This is a genomic window from Arthrobacter sp. 754 (genome assembly GCF_040548695.1).
Classification (GTDB): Bacteria; Actinomycetota; Actinomycetes; order Actinomycetales; family Micrococcaceae; genus Arthrobacter.
Genome location: NZ_JBEPSC010000002.1, coordinates 32297 through 51117 on the forward strand (window position 1 = coordinate 32297; position 18821 = coordinate 51117).

The following is an 18821-nucleotide window of genomic DNA, read 5'->3' on the forward strand; positions in this document are numbered from 1 at the left end:
TCCGGTAAAGTTGCGGCCATGACGGCGGGGTCCATGCAAGGCGACGGTGCGGAGGGCCTTCCTCTCGTCGGCCGGGCAGGGGTCTTTGAGGAGCTGCTGGAGATCCTCCGCGCGGTCCGTAAGGGCAAAGTAGGGTCAGTGGTGATCACGGGTCCGTCAGGTTCCGGGAAGACCGCCGTGCTGGAGCTCTTCCTTGAGCACTGCCGCGCGGTGGCCCGTGGTGTCAGGGTGCTGTCCGCCATGGGCGACGAATGGGAGGCACAGTTCCCGCTCGCCGGGTACTCCCAGCTCATGCTCACGTCGCCGCTGCGCTCGGCAAAGGATGACGACGGCGGCCCTGGGCTGCCCGCGGGCCCCGTTCCGGAGCTCACCGCCGCCCGGGTGGTCAATTACGCTTCCACCCTCAGCACCCACCTCGAAGCACTGCAGGCCCACGGCAGCGTCGTGGTCGCCGTCGATGACGTCCACAAACTCGACGTGGAGAGCCTGCGCATCCTTACCTTCGTCATGCGCCGGCTGTACGGAAAACGGATTCTGTTCGTGCTTACCCTCAACCCCGATGACGCGTCACGTGTCCCCGGCGGTGTGCTGGACTTCCTGACGGGCCACCAAGTGGCACGTATCCCGCTTGATCCGTTGACCCCACAGCAGGTTCAGGACCTCGCGCGGAGGATGCTCGGCCTCGACCTCAGCGCGACCGCGGCGCACGGCCTGGTCCAGCACACCAAGGGAGTCGCCCAACCGATCGTGGAGCTGCTCCGTGAGCTGCCGGCGGACACCTGGCAGACCTGGTTTCCTTCCCTGCCTCCGACGTCCCGTGTCCGTGCCCGGGTGCGAAGTGTCCTGGCAGCAGCGTCCCCGGGGCTGGTCGCTGTCGCGGAAGCGGCGTCAGTGCTCGGGCGCGCCGGAAGCATGGCAGAGGTTTCCCAGGTCAGCGGAGTGGAACCCATTATGGAGGCACTCGACGAGGGGCACCGTGCCGGGCTGCTCGGGTTGAGCGTTGACCAGGCACGTTCCGCCGTCGTGTTCTTTGAACCAGGCACCGATGCCGCCATCTACGAACAGATCGCTCCCAGTCGGCGCATTGCCCTTCATCGGCTGGCCGCTGAAGCCGTGCAGCCTGAGGGCGAACGGTGGGGCCACCGGGTCTCCGCAACCCCCGGAGCGGACGAGGCCCTGGCCGGGGAGCTGGAGGAATTTGCCCGACGCCAAGCCCTCATTGGGGCGTGGCAGGACGCCTCAACAGCCTTGTTCTCCGCGTCCAGGCTTTCCCAGGACATCCGTTCCCGGAACGACAGGCTCCTGAGGGCGGTGGATGCCCTGGTGGGTTCGGGCAACATCGCCCAGGCCCAGATGTGGACTGCGGCAGTGGACGCCTTGCCGCCGTCGCCGCTTCGCTCCTCGGTGTTGGGTTACCTCTCCACCGCGTCGGGACAGAACGACAGCGCGCAGACGCAGTTGGAGATGGCCTGGCGCACCTCCAACCCGCAGCGCGATCCATCGGCCGCCGCGCAGGTGGCGCAGCGCTTTGTCCTGCACGGGGTGGCCTCGTGGGACGGCCCGGTCATTACCACCTGGGCAGAACGGGCCATGGAGCTTACCCCGCCGGGAACGCCCGCCCACATTGAATCAGAGGCCATCTACGGGCTGGGCCTGTATGCACAGGGCCGGATTTCCGAGGCGGAAGCCTCCTACCACCGGGCCTTCGAACATGCTGCCGAGAACGCCCAGAAACAGCGGGTGCAGATGGGCGCGGGCTGGCTGGCACTGCGCCTTGACAACGTTGAGACAGCGCTCGCGAACTTCGAGTCCGCGGCTCCCACCGAGTACCGGGGCGGATCGATGCGGATTTCGCTGTGGGCCGAGGCCTGGCTGGCCCGCACCCACCTGGTGCTCGGCAACTGGGATGCGGCGGCCGCCACGGTGGCGCGTGCCTCCGTCCGCCTCGAGACGTCTCGTATGCCGTTGATCCGGCCGCTGCTCTACTGGACAGCGGCGGAGCTCTGGTCCATGCGGGGAGACTGGGACAGGGCGCGGTACTACGTTTCGCAGGCGGCAGTGCAGCCAGGAACGTATCGTGCCATGCAGGTGCCGGCAGTCCTCGCCCGTGCCCGCTTCCACGAGGCGAGGGCGGATTATGAGGGCGCTTTGGCTGTCCTGCAGCCGCTGACTGAGCTGGACCCGTGGACGGAGAAACGCGTGTCCTTCTGGCCCTGGCAGGACACTTACGTCAACGCCCTGGTCATGACTGACCAGCTCGACGCAGCCGACTCGTTCCTCACGGCGTTCGAGCGCGTGCCGCGCGAGCGGGAAGTCCCCTCGGATATGGCGCGGATGGCCTGGGCAAGGGGCAGGCTGGTGGCTGCACAGGGGGACCCCGACACTGCCAGGGAGCATTTCGAGGCATCCCTGGGCCACCTGAGGGGGCTCAACCGCCCATATCTGCGGGCCCGGGTGAGTTTTGCGTTCGGCCAAAGCATGCGCCGGGCAGGCAAACGGCGCCTGGCCTCCTCGGTCCTGCGGGCCGCCAGGGACCTCTACGATTCCCTTGGCGCGGCCACGTACGTGGAACGGTGCGACCGGGAGCTCAAGGCAACAGGGCTCGACGTCGGGAACCTGCCTGACCCTGCCGACCCCGTGCTGACCGCCGTCGGAGACCACCACCTCCAGCTCACGGCACAGGAACGCGCCGTGGCCGAACTGGTAGCGGGGGGCGCCACCAACAAGGAAGCGGCCCGGACCCTGTTCCTGGCAGAGAAGACCGTGCAGTACCACCTGACCCGGCTCTACCGGAAAATGGGAATCCGCTCCCGCAGCGAGCTCGCGGCCGTGTTCCGGGCCAAGGACTGACCCGGAACACGGCCCGATCCAGAGGGCTCTAGCGCCGCTGGCTACTTGATGTCGGAAGGGTGCTTCGCGAGCGGGACCACGGAGATGTCCATATAAGGGAACAGCGGCAGGTTCTGCAGGATCTCGTGGAGTTCGTCGTTCGAATCGACGTCGAAGATCGAATAGTTGGCGTATTCCCCCACCACCCGCCAGATCTCCGGCCACTTGCCCGAGCGCTGCAGCTCCTGGGAGTAGGCCTTTTCCGTGGCTTTGATCTCCGCGGCTTCAGCGTCGGGAAGGTCTTTGGGCAGGTTTACGTCCATATGGACCAGGTACTTCATGAAATGTCCTTTCGGTAAAGAGGTTGCTAGCGGTCGGTGCGGTAGCGCGAGAGCTTTTCTTCATCAACAGAGGTGCCCACGCCCGGACCCTCGGGAACACGGATCCGCCCGCCGGTGATGGCCAAGGGCTCGGCCAGGAGGTCGTCGGCCATGTCCAGGTAGTTGGACAGCTCCGCTGCACGTTTGGCCGAATGGGCGAAGGCAGCGCCGAAGACCACCGAGGCTACCGTGCCCACCTGGGTGTCGATCTGATTGCCGATATAGACGTCGATGCCCATCCCCTCGGCCATGCCGACGATTTTCGCCGCCTCGGTGAAACCGGACCGGGCCGTCTTCACCGCAAGGAGGTTCGCACCGCCGGTCAGGATTTCCCGGGCGGCCTCGCCAAGGTTTGCTGCAGACTCGTCCGCGGCGATGGGGATGGGGGAGTTCGTCACCAGGCGACGTCGGCCGAGGACTTCGCGGGCGTCGTCGGGCTCCTCCAGGAACTGCAGGCCCAACTCCGCCGTGCGGCGAAGCACTTCGGCGGCCTCATTGGCGGACCACCCGCGGTTTGCGTCCATGTACAGCTCAGCGTCCTCGCCAAGACCTTCCCGGAGAACCCGGGCGGCCTCAATATCGAGGCTCAGGGGACGGCGGCCGGTCTTGAGCTTGAACGTGTTGATGCCGTAGGTCCCGCGGAACTCCAGCGCCAAGGCGAGCAACTCCTGGGCAGGCTTGAAGCCGAGCATGTGGGAGACCCGCAGCGAGTCGGTGTACCCGCCCAGCAGCTTGGTCACCGGCTGCCCCAGAGTCTTGCCGATGACATCCCACAGGGCGATGTCCACGGCGCCCTTGGCGGTTTGGTTGTGAACGGTCCGGTGCAGGATTGACTGGACTTTCTCCCGGTCAAAAATGTCGACGCCGATCAGCTGCGGCGCGAAAATGTCCTCCACCACCGCCACGATCGACTTCTGCGTCTCACCGTAGGTGTAAGGGCGCGGCGGGGTATCGGCGGTTCCCACCACACCATCATCGGTGCGAAGCCGGATCAGGACGTGGTCTGCCTCGTGCACGGAACCGGAAGCGAAATGCAGAGGATGAAGATAGGGGATCGAGTAGGGAATCGCCTCAATGGCTGCGATCTTCATGGGCGGGGAAGCCTTTCATCAGTAGGAAACGGCGGGGTGCCGGACGTGGGGGCAGGCGCCGTCGGTCCCGCGGTGGCGGTGACGACGACGTCCAGAAAGTTTTTGAGCAGCGCCGAGTGGTGGCCTCGCATCCAGGCGACCGCGAGCTCCACATCCGGAACGTTTTCAATTGCCCGGTAGGCCACACCTTCCAGCTGGAAGGCCTGCACACTGGAGGGCATGACCGCCACCCCGCCTCCTGCCGCCACAAACGCCAGCATCGTCGAGGTCTCCCCGACCACCTGCGTGATGCGCGGCTGAAAACCCGCCTGGCGGCAGAGATCGGCGGTGGTGCGGTAGAGCACGGATTCGGGCGGGTAGGCAATGAAGTCCTGGTCCTGCAGTTCGTGCATCGCCACGGGCTGATCCACGGCCAGCGCACTGAACGAGGGAAGCGCCACGACGAGTGGCTCGCGGGCCACAGTCCGGTAGTCGATATCTTGTGCTGTGACCGGGGGCCGCAGCAACGCGGCGTCCAGGGTACCGTTCCGCAGGCCCGCTTCCATGGACGGCGTGAGCATTTCGCCGTGCAGGGCAAGGGACAGGCCTGGCAGCAGCTGTTTGGCAAGGCGGGCAACCTGCGGCATGACGCCATAGGTTGCCGAGCCCGAGAAGCCCACCCGCAGGACGCCGGTTGCGCCCTTTCCAACCTGATACACGTCCGCCTGAAGTGTTGCTACGTCATTGACTATCTGACGTCCCCGGTCAAGAAGGAGCTGCCCCGCCGCCGTGAGGTCCACCCTGCGGGTGGTGCGGTTGAACAGCTGGACTCCAATCAGGTCTTCCAGTTGGCGGATCTGCTGGGAGAGAGGTGGCTGGGCCATATGAAGGCGTTTGGCCGCACGGCCGAAGTGCCGCTCCTCGGCAACGGCGATGAAGTAGTTCAGTTGCCGGATGTCCACAGTGTTGCCGTCCTTCAGCTAGCCGGCCCCGGCGATGCCGCCCCAGGCTTATTGATTCAAATAATAACCATAATAAGCCCTACTAGGTTATGCAATAGATGTAATCATGCCAGGGCGGCTGGGGCCCATTAGCGAAGTACCTCAGAAGGGCTGCTGTCCTTTGCCCGCCCTTCGGCGATCTCCTCGACTTTGTGCTCGGCCTCCTCAAGCTTCCGCTGGCGGGGTACCAGCACCGTGACCACAGCGCCGAAGAGTGCCACCGCCCCATAAATGTAAAAAGCCGTGGAACCGCCGATGCCGGCAGCTGCCAGCCAGCCTCCAATAATCGGGCCCAGGACCCCGCCGAGCCGGCCCACGCTGGCGCACCAGGCAACGCCGGCCGCACGGGCATTGGTGGTGAAGTAGTTGGACTGGAAGCCGTAAACCAGTACCTGCGTGCCAAGTGTTCCCACGCCTGCGAGGGCAATGAAGGCAAAAAGCAGCGGCAGCGGGAAACTGAAGGTCATCAGTGCCAGGGAAATGGTCGCCAGCGCGAAGGTGGCGGCGATGACCCGCTGGGGTCCGCTCTTGTCCGCCAGGCGGGACGCGAGCAGGCCGCCCGCCACCGCGCCAAGGTTCAGGGCCAGCGGGAAGAAGAGGGAGTATGTCCGCCCATAGCCGTAGCCCTCCATGATTTTGGGCAGCCAGGTGTTGAGTCCATATGTGAGCAGCAGGCCGGAGAAGGACATCAGGGCCAGCAGGACGGATGCGACGGCGAACTGCCGGGAAAAGACGGCGGCGAAGCCGGTCTTCTGTGGCGCGGCACCGACCTCCAGGATCACCCGTTCTTCGATGAGGGGGACGCCGGTACGTTGTGCGGCGGCCAGGGCCTCCTGCTCACGGCCACGGGAGAGCAGCCACCGGGGCGACTCCGGGAGCTTGAACCAGGCGATGGGCAGCAGAATGACCAATGGGAGCGAGCCCAGGATGAACAACCCGCGCCAGCCGATGCTGTTGAGGAACAGGATGCCCAGGATCGATGCCAGGACCCCGCCTGCCGGGACCCCGGAGTACACGATCGCGTTGTAGAACTGCCGTCTTCCCGCGGGGGCGAATTCAGCCATGGTGGCGCCGGCAGTGGCGATGACGACTCCGAGGCCGAGTCCGGTGATAAACCGCAAGGCACCGAATGCCGGGACGGTGGTGGCAAATGCCGTAACGAACATACCGATGGAGAACCAGGCAATGCCCAGGAGCATCAGCCGGCGTCGGCCGAAGAAGTCACCGATTATGCCGCAGATCAGTGAGCCTACAAGGACTCCAATGAGGGCCCAGGAGCCAAGAAGGCCGGCGGCGACTGCGTCAAATGCGCCGATCTGGCCCGGGTCCGCAAGCAGTCCCGGAAGGACGGTGCCGTAAATGACGAGGTCGTACCCGTCAAACAGGAGGGCCGTGCAGATGACGAAGGCGACCCAATTTGCCGTACGCGCCTCCTTTTGTGGATTTTCGGCTATGACGGCGTGCGGTTGTGACATGGTCTCCAGTCCTTTCTGAGCAAAGTGGAGGCATGCGGCGCCGGGAGGATCCGAGGGCCGTCCTCCGAGTGCCTCCAGCCTGACAGACGTGTGACGCAAGCCATATGAGGGGAATGTCCGGCTTTCCGCCCGGGGGGTACTTATATGCTGCGGCTCTCAAACGACCGTTTATGTGGTGCGCGGCCCCGTCGGCGATCCCGTCTCAGTCCAGACGATCTGGGTATGGAACAGCAGCGGCCGAACGGTGGTCCGGGTAGCGGCTCGTGGGTAGGCTGGCACAATGATCAACCCCGCACGCCTCCACTCGGATCTGTCCCGCCTCGGCAGGGAGACGGACATGTTGCTGGCCACCGTCGAGTCCCTCGCCGATGACGAGATGACCGTTCCCTCGCTATGTAAGGGGTGGTCGCGGGCCGACGTCATCGCGCACCTCGCCTCCAACAGCCGTGCCCTGGTAAAACTCATCGACTGGGCGACCTCCGGCGAGGAACGTCCCCTTTATGCCTCAAGCGAGGCCCGCTCGAAAGAGATCGCCGCCTTAGCTGTACTGCCCCGGGAGGAGCTCATTGGCGAGCTGCGGACGTCCGCCCGGAACTTTGCGGAGCAGGCCCAGCGGCTGAGCGGGGAACTCGTGGCAACGGAAGTGCAGGTGGGTGGCAAAACGGTGCCGTCCACGTCCATTGTGGCCCTCCGGATCGCCGAGGTGGTGGTGCATCACCATGACCTCGACACTGCCTGGACCATTGAGGAGGCCGATCCGGATTCGCTCCTGAATGCCCTTGAATCCGTTGTGCGGTCACTGCGCGCCAAGGGTGCCCCGGGCATGACGTTGGTGACCGAAGAACGTGACGAGTGGGTCATCGGCGACGGCGGACTGCGCGTTGTTTCCGACCGCGAAGGCCTGCTTCAGTGGCTGGCACGCGGGGACGCCGAGCATGTTGATGTCGACGGTCCGCTGCCGGTGCTGCCGTCCTGGTGAACTTACTATGACCGTGTGAACGTCAAGCCGTACGCGTGGAACGTCCAATGAAGATATTCCGGGTGATCATTGTCCTGGCCGGCCTGGCATTGCCGGCGTGCGCGCCTCCGGACTTGGATCCCACCTCAACCGCTCCCGCAACGGATTCGGCCGCGACAAGGCTTGGCTGGGGCACACCGACAGCTGGTGACGAGTTCAATTATGTGGGGGCGCCGGACGCTGCCAAATGGTCCGTTCATGACAGCTCCGGCCATAACGGGAACGGCGTTCGGAGTCCGCAGCAGGTTACTGTGGACGGCTCCAGGATGGTCATGACCGGAAGCCCCAACGGCACTACTGCCGGAGTGAGCGCGAAGTTCGCGCGGCAGAAGTACGGCCGGTGGGAGGTCCGGGCTGCGGGTTCGGGCGACAACGAGTATCACCTGGTGTCGATCCTGTGGCCGGACAGCGGGAATTGGCCGTGTGACGGCGAGATCGATTACGCGGAAACGACCGGTAACTGGAACTTAATCGAGTCCTTCCAGCACTATTCGTGCAGCAACTCACAAACGTCAGCCAGCAAGGCCCTGGACGTGTCCCGGTTCCACAACTATGCGGTGGACTGGTCGCCTGCCGGGATCGCCGGGTATGTGGATGGCGTGAAGTGGTTCGAGGATACCAATCCGGCGCACCAGCCTCCGGGCCCGATGCATCAGACGCTCCAGCTTGACTGGTTCCCGGATGCCACTGCTGACGGTCCTGGGGAAATGCGGGTGGATTGGGTGCGTGTGTACGCGGCCGCGGGTGCGCACCCCGCACCGGCTACCATCCACACATCCAACAACTCCCCCTAGTTCCAATGTATCGCCGGCACCGGGGCTTGCGGCAAGACCCGCTTCGTGCGCCATAATCGCCAAAAAGCCGGAACCCAGGGAACAGGAGTGGCGAAATGGAGCGGGACGTACGGACGCGGACTCGAGCGCGGCGATGACCGGGCACCAGGTGGTGATTGCCGGGGGAGGCCCGACCGGGCTGACATTGGCGGGGGAGCTGGCGCTGGCCGGCGTCGACGTCGCAGTTGTCGAGCGGCGCGCCAGTCAGGACCTTCCAGGTGCCCGCGCCGGTGGGCTGCACTCACGTACCATCGAGGTCTTTGACCAGCGCGGAATCGCCGAACGGTTCCTCGCAGAGGGGCAGGTGGCCCAGGTCGCCGGGTTCGCGCACAACCGGTTGGACATCAGCGATTTTCCCACCAGGCATCCCTACGGGCTCGGCCTGTGGCAGAAACACATCGAGCGCATCCTCGGTGGCTGGGTCGCCGAACTGCCGGTGACGGTCTACCGCGGACGTGAAGTTGCGGGCATTGCACAGGACGACGCCGGCGTCGACGTCGAGCTGTCCGACGGCGGGACGCTGCGTGCGGACTATGTGGCCGGCTGCGACGGCGGCCGCAGCCTCATCCGCAAAGCGGCCGGCATCGAGTTTCCGGGGTGGGACCCGACCACCAGCAGCCTGATAGCCGAGGTCGAGATGGCCCAGGAGCCGGACTGGGGCATCCATCGCGATGCCTTTGGCATCCATTCCTTCGGAAGATTGGAGTACGAGATCCGCGACGGCGAGGTGGTGTACAAGGATGAGGGGCCTGTGGGGGTCATGGTGACCGAAGAGCGGGTAGGGGCCGCGGCCGAACCCACCCTGAAGGACCTCAGCGAAGCGCTGATCGCAGTGTGCGGGACAGATTTTGGGGTTCACAGCCCCCTCTGGATCTCCAGGTTCACCGATACGACCAGGCAGGCCGCAGCATACCGAAACAGGCGGGTTCTCCTGGCCGGTGACGCCGCCCACGTGCACGCGCCGGACGGGGGACAGGGCCTTAACATTGGCGTCCAGGATGCGGTGAACCTGGGATGGAAGCTGGCGCAGGTGGTCAACGGGATATCCCCTGAGGGCCTTCTCGACACCTACCATTCCGAACGCCACCCGGTCGCCGCACGCGTGCTGCGTAACACGATGGCCCAGACAGCGCTCCGCCGCTCTGACGACCGCATCCAGGCCGTGGGCGAAGTCATTTCCGAGCTCCTCAGCATGGACGAGCCGCGACGGCGGTTCGCCGCGATGCAGTCGGGTCTGGACATCCATTACGACGTCGGCGAGGGCCACCCGCTTCTGGGACGCCGCATGCCCGATCTGGACCTCATCACCAAAGGCAATCAACTGCGGGTCTTCACGCTGCTGCACGACGCACGGCCCCTTTTGCTCAACTTCGGCGGGCCCGGCAGCTTCGATCACACCCAACTTCCAGAGCGTGTCCGGCTGATTGATGCCCGCCACGAAGGACCGTGGGAACTACCGGTGCTCGGAGAAGTCACGGCACCCGGGGCTGTACTGGTTCGACCGGACGGCTATGTGGCATGGGTGGGAGACCGGGCCAAACACGGGCTTGCCGACGCACTGGGCTCCTGGTTCGGCCAGCCTGCTCCTTTTTAGCGTCGCCCATAGCGGCGCCCTTAGCGGCGCCCTTAGCGGCGCCCTTAGCTGCGCCTTTTGCGGTGCCTTAGCGGGCGCGGTTCCTCCTAAGCCACTCGAGTGCGTAAGCGGGGGCGGGTTCCCTTCCTCGAGGAAGAACGCGAGATGGGAGCCCTCCATCCAGTACAGCTCCGAGCCCTGGATCCGGGCGCGGGCGTGCCGGGCGTTCTCTGGCGGCACAGTCGCGTCCCGGGCGGCGTGCATGATGAGGGTGGGGCAGGCGATGGCCCTGAGGTTCAGCGGAACGAGCGCCCGGAACAGCCAGGTTTGCGGCGTCCTTCGGGGACGCCTGGCCGAAGCGCCAAAACACGATTCCCAGCAGCTGGGTGGTGGCATGACGGAGAAGCCACAGCTGGAACCGGATGACAGGATCCCTTGCCGACAGCCTGCCCGGCCGGCATACTCCACAGGTCCAACGGCTGTGGCCACCGTCCGGCGGGGGTGCGTGAGGCAGGCCCGCAGGTCCTCAGGCCGCAGGGGGTACGGCATAGCGTGATACTGGCACAACTCTCAACGGCTGCCCAGCCCTTTCCGGCTGGTCCCCCGCCCAGTACACTGCTGCAGCCACTTCTCGGCAATCAAACCAAGGAGGGCTGCAGCAGGCCTACTGGATATCAGCTGGCAGCGGCAGTGGAAGCGTTCGAGGGACGCGTCCACGGGCCGGTGATGGCCAGGGTGAATCCGGGGGACTGGATGTTGGCGAAGAGCCACTTCCCGTCCCTGCTGAAGGCCGGGCCGCAGAACTCGGAGTCGTTGTACTCGTTGCGGGCCAGCGGGTACGACATTCCCTGGCTGGTGACGCCCACCAGGTGGGAGACGCCGTTGCCGTCCTCGGCCAGGATCAGGCCGCCCTGCGGTGCAACCGTGATGTTGTCGGGGCCGTCGAAGGCGCCGTCCTGGTCCGGGTCCGTGTTGACACCGAAGATCGTGGTCAGGGTGATGGTCTCAGTTGCGGGGTCGTACAGCCAGACCTGGCCGTCGTGTTCGTTGACCGAACCGTCGGAGGTGCGAGCGAAGCTCGCGACGAAGTACGCCCCGCCGTCGCCCCACCACTGGCCCTCCAGCTTGCGCGAACGTGTGATCTCATCGTTGGTGAACTGCTTGCGTACTGAGGTGGTGCGGGCATCACGGTCCGGCACGTCAACCCATTCGACCGTGTAGCGCGTGCCCACCGTCGTGGCCTCGGAGAGGTCCTTGACGTGGGTGGAGCCCAGGAAAGCCTTCATGGCCTGCAGCCTGCCGGCGACGTCGCCGCCGGTGGACTGGGCGAGGGCCAGGAGCTTGCCCTTGCCGGGGGTGAAACCTGCAGGCGGGGTCCAGCGCAGGTAGAGGCCGTTCGGGTTTCCGGCGTCCTCCGTCAGGTAGATCTGGCTGGTGGCGGGGTCGACGGCGACGGCCTCGTGGGAGTAGCGGCCCAGGAACTTCAGCGGAATGGCGGAGAAGTTGACGTTGGCCTCGCGGCTGGTGGGATCAACCTCGAAGACGTAGCCGTGGTCCTTGGTGTTGGTGCCCGAGCCTGCGCGCGCCTCGGTTTCCTCACACGTGAGCCAGGTGCCCCACGGTGAGACGCCGCCGGCGCAGTTGTTGTTGGTGCCGGCAACGGAGGTGTACTGCCCCACCCGGTTGCCATCGGCATCCACCAAAATGGTGGACGTGCCACCCTTCGCGCCGGGATCGTAGGTGAGGCCTTCGACGACTGGCACAGGGAAAGGCTCGGACCCGCTGTTTTCGTGGTTGACGATCAGCACCGAACCGCCGTTGGTACCGTCAAAAACGCCGATCCCGTCCGGATCGGAGGGGTGGACGCCCTCGGCTGTCACTGACTGTCCGGAGCGGGCCAGCAGCTTGTAGGAGAAGCCTTCAGGCAGTGCGAGGATGCCGTTGGGGTCCGCAACCAGCGTCCCGTAACCGAAGGCGTTGCGAGTAGCGGCGTTGGCGGGACGCGCGAAGGGAGCGAGGCTGCCTGCTCCTGCGAAGGCGAAACCCAGCGCGGCGGCGCTGGCGCCGGCACCGAGGAAATTGCGGCGGGAGAGGGGAGTGGACATGGAGATGCTCCTCAAAACGTATATGTGGTCTTCGGGGACACGTTGAGCTTGCTCTCCGGGGATGAACATCCGGCAACGGGGACATGGCGGGACAAAGTGAAGGCTCCGATCTGCGGTTCAATAACCCGCGGATCGGAGCCCTTCGTTGTTCCGGTTCAGTAGATGGCGATGTAGCGCCCCACAACGCCCCCGGCGCGGAGCTTGTCAATCGCGTCCGGAATGTCGGCCTGCGTGATGAGGTTCATCGGCGGGTTCAGTTTGCCGGACTTCATGAGCTCGTAGATCCCGGCGAGGTCTTCCCTGGTGCCGGACTTCGAGCCCTTGATGGTGAGCTGGTTGATGATGAGCGGGTACGTGTTGATGTTCGATTCGAGGCGGCCCATACCCACCTGGACGAGGGTGCCGAACTCAGCCAGTGTCTCGATGGCAGCGGCGGTGGTGGTTCCGAATCCCGCGTAATCGACGATGAGATCTAGGTGCTTGTCCTTGAAAGCATCGATTGAGCCTGCAACGCCCGCCAGGCCGATCTCGTTGGACAGTTTCTGCGTCTCGGGGTTGATCTCCGCGCCGTATACCTCGGCGCCGGCCAACACTGCCACCCGCGCGCCGATGTAGCCCAGCCCGCCAAGTCCGATCACGCCGACTTTCATGCCTTCCCTGGCGCCACCGACGGCCATGATGGCGTGGTACGCAGTCAGGCCTGCATCGGTTGCCATCGCGCCGAGATCGAACGGTACCTCGTCCGGAAGCTTGACCAGGTTGTCGGCAGTGGCCAGCAGCCTCGGGCCGAAGCCCCCGTCCCATTTGCCGTAGCCGATGGCGTCGCCGTCGCTCATGACCGGCGCCAGTCCCACCCGGTCACCGACTTTCCACTGGTCCATCCCTTCGCCGACTTCGGTGATCACGCCGGCGTTCTCATGCCCCATGGTGCGCGGGAGATGGGGGAAAAGGGGCATCCACCCGGCATCGTCCAGGGCGGTCACGTCAGAGTGGCAGACCCCTGCGGCTTTGACTTCGACGACGACCTGTCCCGTCCCTGCATGCGGCTCGGGGACCTCGTTCAACTCCAGGGGCTTGTTGTTCCGGTGAACTGCCATGCCTTCATGAGGATTCTCCTTGTTTGGATTGGGAAAGCTCCGCGACGCGCCTCAGTCTGAATCGATCAGTTCCAGCAGTTTCTTCGCGGCGTCGCGGATGTCGTCGTGCCCGTATTGCGCGGCCCGGCTCTCCAGCGAAATGACAGCGCAGCGGTGGATTTTCCGAAAGTCCCCGAACGGAAAACTGACACTGCCTTTTGTGCCGTCGGACTCGTCGTCGTCCCGGCCCAGATGCCACAGCGCGTAGTCCGCGAAGCCATGCTTATCAATGAACGCATTTTCGGCGTCTGTGGACGGCGCGTGCTCGCTCCAGTCATCGCGGACATCGCGTTCCACTTTTCCGCTCTTTATGAGCTTTCGCGCATTCGTCAGGGCTTTGGGGTTGAGTTTGACGGCCATGCTGCCTCCCTTGGGGCCACACGTGGTTTGCTGGCATTTCCAGCCTAAACCCGGAAGGCAGTGACGCAATCTGTCTGGTTGGCCACACTATTGCTTAAGCGGCCGCGTTATGCCCTAAACTGCTTCACTGAGGTGCCTGAAATGGTGCCGCGCAGCAACGAAAGTGACCCACGCTATGGCAACCGATTACGACGCTCCACGCAAGACTGACGACGAGTCTTCCGCCGAGTCGCTGGAGGCTCTGCAGGCATCACGCGGCAGCAATGCCCAGACCGCCGTCATCGACGTCGAGGAGAACGACACTGCCGAGGGAATCGACCTGCCCGGCGCGGATCTCTCGGGCGAGGAACTGACGGTCGTTGTTGTTCCCGAGCAGTCCGATGAGTTCACCTGCTCCTCATGCTTCCTGGTCCGGCACCGGTCCCAGGTTGCGCGCGAAAAGAACGGCATGAAGTACTGCATCGAGTGTGAAGGCTAGCGCCTCCCGAACGGCGGCATCCGGCGTCGTTATTATGCATAACGGCGCGGTGCCGATTCGGTGTTAAATGCATTTCAGCAGCCGCGAAGAAGGCCGCGGCATTACGCCTGCGTGACCGGAAAATACCATCCTTAACGGTTCCGTGCCGAAGCGGCAACAACCCTTAATAAGGGCGGGTGAAACTCCTACGCTGGAGCTACCAAATCACTCGAAGGGTGGCCCACAATGAAGAAGTTTCATACGTGGCTGGCAGTCATTCTGATGGCTGTCGGATTGGGTTTCCTGGCTCCGGGGCCCGCCTCGGCAACCACATCCTATTGCGGGCTCGTATGGGGGTCCCTGGCCAAAATGGACGGGGACATGAGCACCGCATCCGTCACCAACGTCAGGACGGGGCAGCACTACTGCTTCGACCGGATGGTGGTTGACCTCAACGGCCCGGTGGAAGGCTACACCGTCCGGTACGTGCCAACGGTGGTGCAGGACGGTTCAGGGTTCAGTGTCCCGTTGCGGGGCAGCGCGTTCCTTCAGGTGACGGTGAACGCCCCGGCCTATGACCGCAGCGGAAGCGCAACGTACGATCCCAAGGATAAGGCCGAAGTGACCAACGTTTCGGGGTACCAGACCTTCCGGCAGGTGGCCTGGGCAAACAGCTTCGAAGGTTACACGAGCCTCGGACTGGGCGTACGTGCCCGGCTTCCTTTCCGGGTTTTCACCCTGGACGGACCCGGATCCGGATCGCGCCTGGTGGTGGACGTTGCGCACTTCTGGTGACAGCCCACGCGGTGACCAACAGTCGTTGAGTTAGGAACAGGAACCAATACAGCGGTGCCCTGTCGGGAGACTTTCCCGGCAGGGCACCGCTGTTCGCGCTGCCGACGGCAGGCAGGGAAGCCTAAATTAGTAAGCTCACTGAGAAATACTGTCGGCTCCCGGCCGCGGCCGCCGCGTGCCTGATAGCGTCGGCAGTACTGGACCAATCGAGGAGGATTCATGAAAGCAACACCTACCCTGACCAACAATCTTCAGGCCGTTCTTGCTGATCTGATTGAGCTGCACATCCAGGGCAAACAGGCCCACTGGAACATCGTGGGCACCAACTTCCGCGACCTCCACCTGCAGCTGGACGAGATCGTGGACGCGGCCCGGCAGTTCGCGGACGATACAGCCGAGCGGATGCGTGCGCTTCACGCTCTCCCGGATGGCCGCAGCTCCACCGTGGCCAAGTCCACCAGCCTGGCCCAGTTCCCCGAAGGCCTCATCAACACCAAGGACGCCATCGAGCGGATCGTCGCGGCCCTTGAAGCCGCTGTAGGGACCATGCGCAAGGTCCACGACGAGGTGGATGAAGAGGATCCCACCACTGCTGACCTGCTGCACCAGATCATCGCCAAGCTGGAGCAGTATGCCTGGATGGTGAATGCCGAGACCATGAAGGCCTCCGCCAGCGTCACCGCACCAGACTCGAAGTAACCCCCTGCGGTCCCGGGCCGCCGTCGGAACCCTCCGGAGCATGAATGCGGAGAGTACGACGGCGGCACGGACTGCCGAGGACGGCCCGCTCACGCGTTGGCCGGCTAGGGCATCGCCATTTGCCCGTCCGTTTGCGGCGGAGGAGAATTAGTCCTTGTGCGGCCGCGCTCGGCTGTGCATGTCCTCCCCAGGAATCCCTCGGGCCGAAAATGGAGTTCCTTGTGAGTGTAAATTCAGCCTCTGCCGCTTTCGTTGACCGGCATATCGGTGCCCGCCGCCAGGCCGACGTCGACACCATGCTCAAAGCCGTCGGGTGCGACTCCCTGGACGCGCTGGTGGATACCGCCGTTCCCGACTCCATCCGGCAGGCCAAGCCGCTTGCGCTGAAGGACGCGCTCAGTGAGGTTGAGGTCCTTGCGGAGCTGCGGAAGCTTGCGGGGAAGAACAAGACGGCTGTGCAGATGATCGGCCAGGGCTACTACGACACCGTGACCCCCGCCGTGATCCGCCGGAACGTCCTCGAGGCCCCGGCCTGGTACACCGCCTACACCCCGTACCAGCCCGAGATCAGCCAGGGCCGGCTTGAGGCGCTCCTGAACTTCCAGACCATGGTCCAGGACCTGGTGGGCCTGCCGATCGCCAATGCGTCGCTGCTGGATGAAGCCACTGCCGTGGCCGAGGCCGTGCTGATGATGCGGCGGGCGAACAAGAACAAAGAGGCCCACGACGGCAAGACCGTCCTGGATGCCGATGTGATGCCGCAGACCATCGCGATCGTCAAGGGCCGGGCCGAGGCGCTCGGGTTTGAAGTGGAGGTCGCCGACCTGTCCAAGGGTCTGCCCGAGGGTGTCATCAACGGCATTGTCCTGCAGCAGCCGGGCGTGTCCGGCCGCGTCTTCGACCACGCCGAGGTCATCAAGGAAGCGAAGGAACGCGGCGCACTCGTCACCGTCGCTGCTGACCTGCTGGCCCTTACCCTGATTACGCCTCCGGGTGAGCAGGGCGCGGACATCGCCGTGGGCTCCACGCAGCGTTTCGGTGTGCCGTTGTTCTTCGGCGGCCCGCACGCGGCGTACATGGCCGTGGCGAAGGGCCTGGAGCGGTCCATGCCCGGCCGCCTAGTGGGTGTCTCCAAGGACGACGCCGGTGTCCCCGCCTACCGGCTGGCGCTGCAGACCCGTGAGCAGCACATCCGCCGTGAAAAGGCGACCTCGAACATCTGCACCGCGCAGGCACTGCTGGCCATCGTCTCGTCCTTCTACGCGGTCTACCACGGCCCGGACGGCCTGAAGGCGATCGCCGAGCGCGTCCACGGCCACGCCACCACCATCGCTGCCTCCCTCAAAGAGGCGGGCATGGACGTTCTGCATACAGGTTTCTTCGACACCGTGTCCGTGTCCGTGCCAGGCAAAGCGGCCGGCATTGTTTCGGACGCCGCTGGCAAGGGGATCAACCTCCGCCATATCGATGAGGACACGGTGGGAGTTTCCGCTGACGAGACGACGACACCCGGGATCGTTGCCGACGTCGTGGCGGCTTTTGGTGCATCGCTGGTCGACGCGGCCGCCGGCAGCGGCACCGGATTCAAGCTTGATGCCGCGGTGCTCCGCACCTCGGAGTACCTGCAGCATCCGGTGTTCAACACGCACCGGTCCGAGACGCAGCTGCTGCGTTACATCCGCCGCCTGTCGGACCGTGACCTGGCTTTGGACCGGACGATGATCCCGTTGGGTTCGTGCACGATGAAGCTGAACGCGACCGCTGAGATGGAGGCGATTTCCTGGCCGGAGTTCGCCTCGATCCACCCGTTCGCCCCGGAGTCCCAGACGGTGGGCTGGCGCGAACTGATCACCGGCCTGGAGGACGATCTGGCCGAGATCACCGGCTACGACCAGGTCTCTTTGCAGCCGAACGCCGGGTCCCAGGGTGAGCTTGCGGGCCTGTTGGCGATCCGGGGTTACCACCACTCCAACGGTGACACGCAGCGGAACGTGTGCCTGATCCCGGCGTCCGCGCACGGGACCAACGCCGCGTCCGCTGTCCTGGCGGGCATGAAGGTCGTCGTGGTGGCCACGGCGCCTGATGGCACGATTGACCACACTGATCTGTACGCGAAGATCGAGGCGAACAAGGATGCCCTGTCCGCGATCATGATCACCTACCCCTCCACCCATGGGGTGTATGACGCGGATGTGACCGAGATCTGCGACGCGGTCCACGCCGCGGGCGGGCAGGTTTATGTGGACGGGGCGAACCTGAACGCCCTGGTCGGGTTGGCGCAGCCGGGCAAGTTCGGCGGGGACGTTTCGCACCTGAACCTGCACAAGACCTTCTGCATCCCGCACGGCGGCGGCGGACCGGGTGTTGGCCCGGTCGCGGCGAAAGCGCACCTGGCACCGTTCATGCCTTCGGATGCGAACAAGGCAGCGCACCAGGACGGCCATGGCGTCGCGATCAGCGCGTCGAACTACGGCTCGGCCGGGGTCCTGCCGATCTCGTGGGCGTATGTGAAGCTGATGGGCGCCGAGGGCCTGACCGAGGCGACGAAGGCTGCGCTGCTCGCGGCGAACTATGTCGCGGCCCGGTTGAACGAGTACTTCCCCGTCCTGTACACCGGTGAGGGCGGCCTGGTGGCGCACGAGTGCATCCTGGACCTCCGCGACCTGACCGCGAAGACCGGGGTGACGGCGGAGGATGTGGCCAAGCGGCTGATTGATTACGGTTTCCACGCACCGACCCTGGCGTTCCCGGTTGCGGGGACCCTGATGGTGGAGCCGACCGAGTCCGAGGACCTGGCGGAGATCGACCGGTTCATCGAGGCGATGATCAGCATCCGCAAGGAAATCGACCAGGTCGCGGCCGGCGACTTCACCGTCACCGACTCCCCGCTGCGCCACGCACCCCACACCGCGGCCGCCGTCGTCAACACCCACTGGGACCGCGGATACTCCCGCGAACAGGCCGTCTTCCCGCTCCACCACCTCAAGCAGGACAAATACTTCCCGCCCGTCGGCCGGATCGACGGCGCAGCCGGAGACCGCAACCTCATCTGCTCCTGCCCGCCGCTGTCCGAATTCGAGAACTAGGTCC

At 64.9% G+C, this 18821-nt stretch carries 15 protein-coding genes; 8 read left to right on the forward strand and 7 right to left on the reverse strand.

From position 1 onward, the window contains the following. Positions 1-18: 18 nt before the first annotated feature. Positions 19-2850 (forward strand): AAA family ATPase, encoded by a 2832-nt coding sequence (locus tag ABIA70_RS05710; RefSeq protein WP_354146632.1) that lies wholly within the window; start codon positions 19-21, stop codon positions 2848-2850. A gap of 41 nt (positions 2851-2891) precedes the next feature. Here the strand turns inward: ABIA70_RS05710 and catC are convergent, their stop codons facing one another. From catC to ABIA70_RS05730, 4 genes are all read right to left on the reverse strand, one after another. Then, positions 2892-3170, reverse strand: a complete 279-nt coding sequence (catC, locus tag ABIA70_RS05715; protein ID WP_354146633.1) for a muconolactone Delta-isomerase — start codon at positions 3168-3170, stop codon at positions 2892-2894. 26 nt (positions 3171-3196) lie between these two features. After that, positions 3197-4300, reverse strand: a complete 1104-nt coding sequence (locus ABIA70_RS05720; RefSeq protein ID WP_354146634.1) for a mandelate racemase/muconate lactonizing enzyme family protein — start codon at positions 4298-4300, stop codon at positions 3197-3199. Then, entirely contained in the window at positions 4297-5241 is a 945-nt protein-coding gene (locus ABIA70_RS05725) for a LysR substrate-binding domain-containing protein (protein WP_354146635.1), read from the reverse strand. Before ABIA70_RS05725 ends, ABIA70_RS05720 begins: the two co-directional genes overlap by 4 nt. A gap of 128 nt (positions 5242-5369) precedes the next feature. Beyond that, on the reverse strand, positions 5370-6755 hold the full coding sequence (locus ABIA70_RS05730; protein WP_354146636.1) for an MFS transporter: 1386 nt from the start codon (positions 6753-6755) through the stop codon (positions 5370-5372). A 280-nt stretch (positions 6756-7035) separates the two neighbouring features. Here ABIA70_RS05730 and ABIA70_RS05735 point away from each other — a divergent pair, with 280 nt between their 5' ends. From ABIA70_RS05735 to ABIA70_RS05745, 3 genes are all read left to right on the forward strand, one after another. Further along, on the forward strand, positions 7036-7734 hold the full coding sequence (locus tag ABIA70_RS05735) for a maleylpyruvate isomerase family mycothiol-dependent enzyme (RefSeq protein WP_354146637.1): 699 nt from the start codon (positions 7036-7038) through the stop codon (positions 7732-7734). A 47-nt stretch (positions 7735-7781) separates the two neighbouring features. Further along, positions 7782-8567 (forward strand): glycoside hydrolase family 16 protein, encoded by a 786-nt coding sequence (locus ABIA70_RS05740; protein ID WP_354146638.1) that lies wholly within the window; start codon positions 7782-7784, stop codon positions 8565-8567. Positions 8568-8700: 133 nt separating this feature from the next. Beyond that, positions 8701-10200: an FAD-dependent monooxygenase gene (locus ABIA70_RS05745; protein WP_354146639.1), complete on the forward strand. Its 1500-nt coding sequence runs from the start codon at positions 8701-8703 to the stop codon at positions 10198-10200. Between the two features lie 653 nt (positions 10201-10853). Here ABIA70_RS05745 and ABIA70_RS05750 read toward each other — a convergent pair. The 3 genes from ABIA70_RS05750 to ABIA70_RS05760 form a co-directional block, all read right to left on the reverse strand. Further along, positions 10854-12284: an alkaline phosphatase PhoX gene (locus ABIA70_RS05750; protein ID WP_354146640.1), complete on the reverse strand. Its 1431-nt coding sequence runs from the start codon at positions 12282-12284 to the stop codon at positions 10854-10856. A gap of 155 nt (positions 12285-12439) precedes the next feature. Continuing rightward, the gene (locus tag ABIA70_RS05755; RefSeq protein ID WP_354146641.1) at positions 12440-13381 is read right to left on the reverse strand and encodes an alcohol dehydrogenase catalytic domain-containing protein; all 942 of its coding nucleotides are present in this window, start codon (positions 13379-13381) and stop codon (positions 12440-12442) included. A gap of 51 nt (positions 13382-13432) precedes the next feature. Then, positions 13433-13780, reverse strand: a complete 348-nt coding sequence (locus ABIA70_RS05760; RefSeq protein WP_354146642.1) for a hypothetical protein — start codon at positions 13778-13780, stop codon at positions 13433-13435. Positions 13781-13955: 175 nt separating this feature from the next. On the opposite strand from ABIA70_RS05760, the gene ABIA70_RS05765 reads away from it, so the two are divergent. The 4 genes from ABIA70_RS05765 (at position 13956) to gcvP (ending at position 18817) form a co-directional block, all read left to right on the forward strand. Next, entirely contained in the window at positions 13956-14258 is a 303-nt protein-coding gene (locus tag ABIA70_RS05765; protein WP_108597886.1) for a DUF4193 domain-containing protein, read from the forward strand. Positions 14259-14483: 225 nt separating this feature from the next. Beyond that, on the forward strand, positions 14484-15032 hold the full coding sequence (locus ABIA70_RS05770) for an AMIN-like domain-containing (lipo)protein (protein WP_354146643.1): 549 nt from the start codon (positions 14484-14486) through the stop codon (positions 15030-15032). A 219-nt stretch (positions 15033-15251) separates the two neighbouring features. Further along, positions 15252-15731 carry a Dps family protein gene (locus ABIA70_RS05775; protein WP_354146644.1) on the forward strand — a complete coding sequence of 160 codons (480 nt, stop codon included), beginning with the start codon at positions 15252-15254 and terminating at the stop codon, positions 15729-15731. A gap of 209 nt (positions 15732-15940) precedes the next feature. Further along, complete coding sequence (gene gcvP, locus ABIA70_RS05780; protein WP_502917174.1) at positions 15941-18817, forward strand: aminomethyl-transferring glycine dehydrogenase; 2877 nt, start codon at positions 15941-15943, stop codon at positions 18815-18817. Positions 18818-18821: the final 4 nt, after the last annotated feature.